Source organism: Bradyrhizobium sp. (assembly GCF_050014615.1).
Lineage (GTDB): Bacteria > Pseudomonadota > Alphaproteobacteria > Rhizobiales > Xanthobacteraceae > Bradyrhizobium.
Genome location: NZ_JBEKCZ010000044.1, coordinates 21,769 through 29,390 on the forward strand (window position 1 = coordinate 21,769; position 7,622 = coordinate 29,390).

The window sequence follows — 7,622 nt, forward strand, 5'->3', positions numbered from 1 at the left end:
CCCTCATGCCGCCCGGTTGAGCTCGGCGGTCTGCTCCTTCAGCGCCGCGATCAGACCGGGGCGATCGAATTTGGCGACGTAATCGTGGAAGCCGGCCTGCCGCCCGCGCTCGATCGCCGCCGGCGATACCAGCGAGGACAGTGCGATGATCGGCATCGTGCTCAGATGTGCGTCGGCCCGGATCGTCTCGGCGAATTCGAACCCGTTCATGTCGGGCATTTCGATGTCGGTCAGCACCACGTCGAACACCTGGCCCGAACGCAGCGCCACCAGGCCCTCCTGCGCATTGGGCGCGACCCGCACCCGATAACCCGCCGCCTTCAGCACCGGTGCCAGCATGTTGCGGAAGAACGCGCTGTCGTCGACCAGCAGCACCGATTGCGCGGATAGCGAGGGACGCATCTCCTTGCGGGTGAACCAGTCGGAGAACGCCATCGGCAGGAAGTGGCCGACGTCGATCACCTCGGTGGCCTGTCCCTTGATCACCGCGGAGCCGAGAATGCCCTCGCCCTGACCACCGACCTCGATGTGGAGCCGTTCCTCGACGATGTCGATGATCTCGTCGACCACCAGACCCATCGAGCGGCCGTCGTCGGCGAATACCAGGATCGGCTGCGAGCCCGAAGTCTGGACGCTAACGCCGTTCATCTGCACCAGCGGCATCAGCTGATCGCGGTATTGCACCATATAGCGGCCGTTGGAGAGTTCGATCTTGTCGGTGGCGAGTTCTTCCAGCCGGGTCACGAGGCCCAGCGGCACCGCCTTGGGCTGGGCCGAGCCGGCACGGAACACCAGCAGCGAGGTCAGCTGTTCGGCCGCGTTGGCACGCGACGCGGCGTTCTCGTCGGCGATTTCGTGGGAAGCACCGCCGGAGGCGCCGAGCGCTTTGGCAATGCCGTTGGGATCGATGATCATGATCACCGCGCCGTCGCCCAGAATGGTGTTGCCGGAGAACATGTCGATGTGACGCAGCTTGGTCGACATCGGCTTGACCACGATTTCCTCGGTGTGGAACACGCCGTCGACCACGATACCGAAGGTCTGACTGCCGACCTGCGTCACGACGATGAAGCCGTTTTCCGGATCGGAAGAGGAGCCGTCGTCGATCTTGAGCAGTTTCTTCAGGTGCATCAGCGGCAACAGCTTGTTACGCAGACGCAATACCGCGGTGTCCTTGATCCGCTCGATTCGGTGCTCGGAATTGGCGCGTGCCCGCACCAGTTCGACCACCGCCAGCTGCGGGATCGCGAAGCGGTCGCCGCCGGCTTCCACGATCAGCGCCGAGACGATGGCGAGCGTCAACGGGATCTTGATGGTGACAGAGGAACCCTCGCCGGCCACCGACTTGATGTCGATGGTGCCGCCGATCTGGTCGATATTGGTCCGCACCACGTCCATGCCGACGCCACGGCCGGACACGCTGGTGATAGCGGCAGCGGTCGAGAAGCCCGGCGCGAAGATGAACTTGTGGATCTGCGCTTCCGTCATCTTCTCCAGTTCGGTCTCGCTGACGAGACCGTTGGAGACCGCCTTGGCCTTGATCCGCTCGGTGTTGAGACCGCGGCCGTTGTCGGCGATGCAGATGATGATATGGCCGCCTTCATGGTAGGCGGACAGACGAATGGTGCCCTGCTCGGGCTTGCCCGCGGCGGCGCGCTCGGCCGGCGTCTCCAGCCCGTGATCGGCCGAGTTGCGCACCATGTGGGTCAGCGGATCCTTGATCAGGTCGAGCACTTGCCGATCGAGTTCGGTGTCGGCGCCGTGCATCTCCAGTTCGATCTGCTTGTGCAATTCGCTGGACAGATCGCGCACGATTCTCGGCAGCTTCTGCCAGGCATTGCCGATCGGCTGCATCCGCGTCTTCATGACGCCTTCCTGCAGCTCGGCGGTGACGTTGGACAGCCGCTGCAGCGGTACCTTGAACTCGGTATCCTCGTTGCGCCTGGAGATCTCCAGAAGCTGGTTGCGGGTCAGAACCAGTTCCGACACCATCGTCATCAGGTGTTCCAGCGTGTCCACATTGACGCGGATCGACTGGTTGGCGACGCGATCGCCCTCGGAAGTGGCTTCCACTTCGACAACTGTTTTCTTCGCCACGGCCTTTGGCCCCTTGGGTGACGCTACGCGCGGTTCAGGTTCAGGCTCCGGTTCGGGCGCCGACGATGCCGCAACCTCGGCAATGTGGGCCGGGATCACCTCCGTCGCGGTCTCGCGGAATGCGCGCTCCAGATCGTCCAGCGACACTTCGCCAGGACGCAATTCGCGCTCCAGCACTTGGGGCGTCAGCGTGCCCTGCACTTTCGCAGGCTGGACCGGAGGGGCTGGCACAACAGGCACCTCCGGCGCGGCCGCGACCGGCGCAGACATCGCCTCCATACTGCGCTCGGCCAGCTGATGAAGCTGCACGATCAGGTCCTGATCGGTGCCTTGGGGCTCGGCCTCGGTGGCCTCGAGCCCGCCGAGAATTTCCTTAATCCGGTCGATGCTGCTCAGGATCAGCGTCACCGCTTCGGCCGTGACCGGCATACCATCGCGGAATTTACCCATCAGGGTTTCGCCGGCATGGGCCAGCGCTTCGAGCCGCGGCAAGCCCAGGAAGCCGCAGGTGCCCTTGATGGTATGAACCAGGCGGAAAATATTATCTAAAATCTTGGCGTTGTTCGGATCCTGCTCGAACCGAACCAACTGATTATCAACGGTATCCAGGCTTTCGCTGGTCTCGGTCAAAAATTCTCGTAACAGATCATCCATGAGAAAGGCCTTCGAACCCATCGGCGCGCGACGTCGACACGCCATTCAGAGTTTGGCCAGCTTCTATGCAAAGCGTTTAATATTGGTTGAGTATTTGGAAAAGAACGGGTTCAACAAAGAGATAACATGCCGCTGTTGAACCCGGGGCGTTTGGTAAACTTCTGGTTAACCATGTTTCCGTCGCGGCGCTTTTCCCGGTCCGGTGGAAGCCCGCTTGCCGCAAGCAAACGCCCGCTCAGGAAGCGGTCACCACGATCGCATCGCCCTCGGGTGCAAGCACCACGCTCAGTCCGCTGGCCTGTGCCAGAAGCCGCGTGTAATAGGGCTGCACCGCATGCGCATCGACGATCGAGACCTGGCCCGAACTCAGGAGATCGGCGATGTTCTGCGGCATGCGGGCGTTGAGCCCGGAGGCCGCGACACGAAAGCCCGCCCCGTCACCTTCGCCGACCGGGTCGACCGTAAGCACCCCGCCACGCGGGATCGTCTGCTGGGCGATCACCATCATGTTCAGAAGCAGCTTGACCCGGTTTTTCGGCAACAGCACGCGCGGCAGATTCCATGTGATCGTGGTCTTGCCGTCCTCCAGATGACCCCGTGCCATCGCCTGCGCGTCGCCGAGGTCGATCTGCGCACCCGACGAGCCGGCCGCCCCAAACGCCAGACGGCAGAACTGCAACCGGGCCGAGGCGGTCTTGGCGCTCTTGCGGATCAAATCGAGGGCAAATTCGCGATCTTCCGGCTTGGGATTGTCGTCGAGGACCTCCAGCCCGTTCACGATGGCGCCCACCGGACTGATGAGATCGTGGCAAACCCGCGAGCACAGCAGCGCCGCGAGTTCGAGGGCATCGGGAGCGGGCGAAGCTGGAGCAGAACTTGGAGACGAGGTACCAGACATAAGATGTTCCTGGAAATCCGCCAAAGCGCGGACATGGCGAATCACGCATGCTTGCAGGCTTGATACACTGCGGACGCGCGTGCTGCCAACACAAGGCAGCGCGAATGCGGGCCGGTTTGCGGCCTGCGTGCATAAACATAGAGATAGAGACAGGTTAAGGTCCCCCCATGAATGAGGCACGTTCGCCAGTTCCGCTGATCGATCGCGATACCGCGGCCGCGCTCATCGAGCCCCTGACCGAGCTCGTGGTCCGGGCCGGGGCGGCCATTCTGGCCGTCAATCGCGGGGCCATGAGAATCGACGGCAAAGCCGACGGATCGCCGGTGACGGAGGCCGATCTCGCCGCCGACCGCATCATTGGCGAGGGCCTGGCCCGGCTTGTTCCAGCGATCCCGGCCATATCCGAGGAGCGCGTCGATCTGGCCAAGCCGCCTTACGACGGCAGTTTCTTTCTGATCGACCCGCTTGACGGCACCAAGGAATTTGTCGCCGGCCGCGGCGAATTCACGGTCAATCTCGCGCTGGTGAGCAACGGGGTGCCGCTATTGGGCATTATCGGCGCCCCCGCGCTCGGACTGATATGGCGGGGCCTGGTCGGCCGGGGCGCTGAACGGCTGGCGATCGGCGATCGGGCTGGTGCCGATCTTGGGGCCAAGGATCTTGGGGCCAAGGATCTTGGGGCCAAGGATCTTGGGGCCAAGGATCTTGGGGCCAAGCCGATCCACACCCGTCCCCTCCCACAGCCCGGCGCCCCCTGGATCGTGGCGGTCAGCCGCTCGCATGGCGACGCCAGAACCGAAGCCTTTATCGACGGCAGGCCCGGCGCCGTCAGGCAGATGCTGGGTTCGGCGGTCAAATTCGGCCGGGTGGCGGAAGGCGCTGCCGACATCTATCCGCGCCTTGCGCCCACCTGCGAATGGGACATCGCGGCCGGCCACGCCATCGTCACCGCGGCCGGCGGCCGCATCACGGATGCGCACGGGGCCGACCTGAAATTCGGCCAAGGCTTGCAATTCGGCAAAGGGCGGGATGATTTCATCGTGCCGGAGTTTATCGCCTGGGGCGATCCTTCGGCGGTGCGATGATGGCTCACTCTACTGGGCCAGTTCCAGCTCCAGCGCCGGCCAGCGTTCGGATGCCTCCCGCAAGACATGTTCCGGACCGGCGGCAAAGGCATCGCGGTTTTCCTCGCGCCCGAACAGATAAAGCCGCTGGCCCGAGACCAGCCAGAACCGGGGATTGCCGGCAATGGTGATGCCGCGCGCCAGATCGATCGGGTCGTAGCCTCCGAACTGGGGAGCGTAAATGTCCGGGTGGGCGACAAAGGAAGCGCGGTTGCCCTCGTTATGGAAGCGCCAGACCGCCCCGGCCTGCGACGCCTCGAACTCCGGCAGGCCGACCACAGGACGGGCGTCGGCGAAATACGCGACCGGATCATACCCCTCGATGGCCAGACCGCTGAAACGGTTGACCACGACGCGCTCGGTGGTCGCGGCCTGGGCCGCAAACTGCCGAAGGCCAGGCACGCCGAGACCTATCCAGCCAAGACCTATCCAGAAGACACTTATCGAGAACAGAGCCGCCAGCAACGGGATCAAGGCTATTCCGGGGCGAAAGCGGATTTCGAGCCGACTGCCGTTTCTTTCCTGCCGTTGTGCCGTCATAGTTGATGCCGATAACATCCGAGTCGGGGGACACTGGGCGCAACCTTGAGCCATGCTTGTCAGCGTCAGGTTAAGACTGCGGCCGGGATTTCAATACCCAGGGGTTTTTTCATGATTTTCGCCTCTCGCCTTGCAGCGGTGACGCTCGCCGCGATGATGTGCTGGTCCGTGCCCGCTTCTGCCCAGCAGCAGGCGGCGCCGGAACTGCCGCCGCCGCAGCGCCAGCCCAGCCCGAATACTTACGGGCCGGACGAGCTGACCAGCGCCGGGCACCGGTTCTTCGGCAACGTATCGCGCGGCCTCGCCTCGGTGATCGAGCGCGCGGTCAGCCAATGGGGCCTGCCGAACGGCTATATTCTCGGCGAGGAAGGCTCGGGCGCCTTTGTCGCCGGACTGCGCTACGGCGAAGGCACGCTCTACACCAAGAATGCCGGCGACCTGCGGGTGTTCTGGCAGGGACCGTCGGTCGGCTTCGACTGGGGTGGGGATGGCGCGCGCACCATGACGCTGGTGTACAACCTGCCGGCGACCGGCGCGATCTACCAGCGCTTTGCCGGCATCGACGGCTCCGCCTATATTATCGGCGGCTTCGGAATGACCGCGCTGACCGCCAACAGCATCGTGCTGGTGCCGATCCGCTCCGGTTTGGGCCTGCGGCTTGGCGCCAATATCGGCTACCTCAAATATACCCCGCGCGCGACCTGGAACCCGTTCTGACCTCGCGGCTCCGGTAAAGCCGCCGCCGATTTTACCGGCGGCACGCGCGCCAACCGGCAGGGCAGAGGACTTCTTTCCGAACGCGAGCACCGCTGGTTACCGTAACGTTAACGCGGCATTAGGCTGGCGTTTACCCTGTCCGCCATGCCATTGTAATTAAGACTTTTTCCAGTGGGGAGTGGCGTTCCATGGTCGAACCGATCATGTATCTGGCGATCGGTTTTCTGGTCTCGATGCTGTTCGGGCTGATGATCGTGCCGCTGGTGCATAACCGCGCGGTGCGGCTGACGACCCGGCGCCTCGAGGCGGCGACGCCGCTGTCGATGGCGGAAATCCAGGCCGACAAGGATCAGCTGCGCGCGGAGTTCGCGATGTCGGCGCGGCGGCTGGAGATGAGCGTCGACCAGCTCAAGAACAAGACCACCAGCCAGCTCGCCGAACTCGGCAAGAAATCCGACGCCATCAATCGCATGAAGCTCGAGCTTGGCGAAAAGAACGCCACCATCTTTTCGCTGGAAGCCCGCGAGAAGGCGGTGAAGGAACAGCTGCGCGCCACCGAGGAGGAATTCACCGCCAAGACCGAAGCGCTGCGCCAGGCCGAGCAGGCGCTGAACAACAAGCAAAACGAGCTGGCGAAAATCAACCATGAGCTGTCCGACCGTTCGCTGATGGCGGAAAGCCGCCAGGTCGAACTGGTGGCGGTGCGCGCCCAGATCGATGCGCTGAAGGGCCGCGTCGACGATGCCGAAAAGGAATTCGTCACCACCCAGGCGCGGCTCGAGCAACAGCGCGGCGAATCCGACACCGCGACGCGCGAGCTGACGGAGGCCCGCAGCCGGGTCGAGAATTTGAGCCAGCGCGTCACCGATCTGGATCGCCAGCTGATCATCCAGGTCAAGGAAGCCGAGATGCTCGGCAACCGCGTCAACGATCTTGAAACGCGCCTCGCCACCCAGGGCAAGCTGTTGGCCGAGCGCGACTATGAAAACAATCAGCTGCGCCAGTTGAATGAAACCGCCGAGCGCACCGCCAGGGAATTGCGCGACGAGATCACCGCGATGAACGGCGGCAAGTCGCCGGCGCTGGACAAGTTGCGGACCGAGAAGGCCGCGGTGGAAGAACAGCTGCGCGTCGCGCGCGACGAGCGCGGCAAGCTGCAGCGCGACATCAACGCGATCCAGCAGCAGGCCGAAAGCTCCTGGGCCACCGAGCGCATGGAAAATGCGCTGCTGCGCGAACGCATCAACGACATCGCCGCCGAGGTGGCAAAGCTCGCGATGCAGCTCGAAGGGCCGAACTCACCGATCGAGTCCCTGCTGGCGGCGGAACCGGCGCCAACCACCAAGGTGACGCGGCCGCCAAATGGCGCCCCGGCCCCCGCCGGCGGCATTCCCGAAGGCGGCGGCACCCTGGCCGACCGGATCCGGGCGCTGCAGTCGCACGCCTCCCGCGCCCGCCAGCAGCAGCCGGGGTGATTGCTTTTTGCGCGGATTCGGCCCCGGATTCTGACCTGATAGCCCTGATCAGCGAAGCGAAATCCGGGGACCGACAGTGCGGCTGATCGGGCTACGACACTTGATGTAGAAGCAAAG

General features: G+C 63.9%; 6 protein-coding genes. 3 read left to right on the forward strand and 3 right to left on the reverse strand.

Annotated features, from left to right (window positions below):
* Window positions 1–3 precede the first annotated feature (3 nt).
* Both ABR948_RS09895 and chpT read right to left on the reverse strand, forming a co-directional pair.
* Complete coding sequence (locus ABR948_RS09895; RefSeq protein WP_428116533.1) at window positions 4–2,751, reverse strand: hybrid sensor histidine kinase/response regulator; 2,748 nt, start codon at window positions 2,749–2,751, stop codon at window positions 4–6.
* 235 nt (window positions 2,752–2,986) lie between these two features.
* A complete protein-coding gene (chpT, locus tag ABR948_RS09900) occupies window positions 2,987–3,649 on the reverse strand; it encodes a histidine phosphotransferase ChpT (RefSeq protein WP_428116536.1) in 663 nt (220 codons plus the stop codon).
* A 167-nt stretch (window positions 3,650–3,816) separates the two neighbouring features.
* On the opposite strand from chpT, the gene ABR948_RS09905 reads away from it, so the two are divergent.
* A complete protein-coding gene (locus ABR948_RS09905; protein ID WP_428116539.1) occupies window positions 3,817–4,734 on the forward strand; it encodes a 3'(2'),5'-bisphosphate nucleotidase CysQ family protein in 918 nt (305 codons plus the stop codon).
* A 9-nt stretch (window positions 4,735–4,743) separates the two neighbouring features.
* Here the strand turns inward: ABR948_RS09905 and ABR948_RS09910 are convergent, their stop codons facing one another.
* A complete protein-coding gene (locus ABR948_RS09910) occupies window positions 4,744–5,313 on the reverse strand; it encodes a YHS domain-containing (seleno)protein (protein WP_428116541.1) in 570 nt (189 codons plus the stop codon).
* 111 nt (window positions 5,314–5,424) lie between these two features.
* Here ABR948_RS09910 and ABR948_RS09915 point away from each other — a divergent pair, with 111 nt between their 5' ends.
* Window positions 5,425–6,030, forward strand: coding sequence for a DUF1134 domain-containing protein (locus tag ABR948_RS09915; RefSeq protein WP_428116543.1), 606 nt, complete (start codon window positions 5,425–5,427; stop codon window positions 6,028–6,030).
* A gap of 188 nt (window positions 6,031–6,218) precedes the next feature.
* Window positions 6,219–7,505 (forward strand): coiled-coil domain-containing protein, encoded by a 1,287-nt coding sequence (locus ABR948_RS09920; protein ID WP_428116545.1) that lies wholly within the window; start codon window positions 6,219–6,221, stop codon window positions 7,503–7,505.
* The last annotated feature ends 117 nt before the right edge of the window (window positions 7,506–7,622 follow it).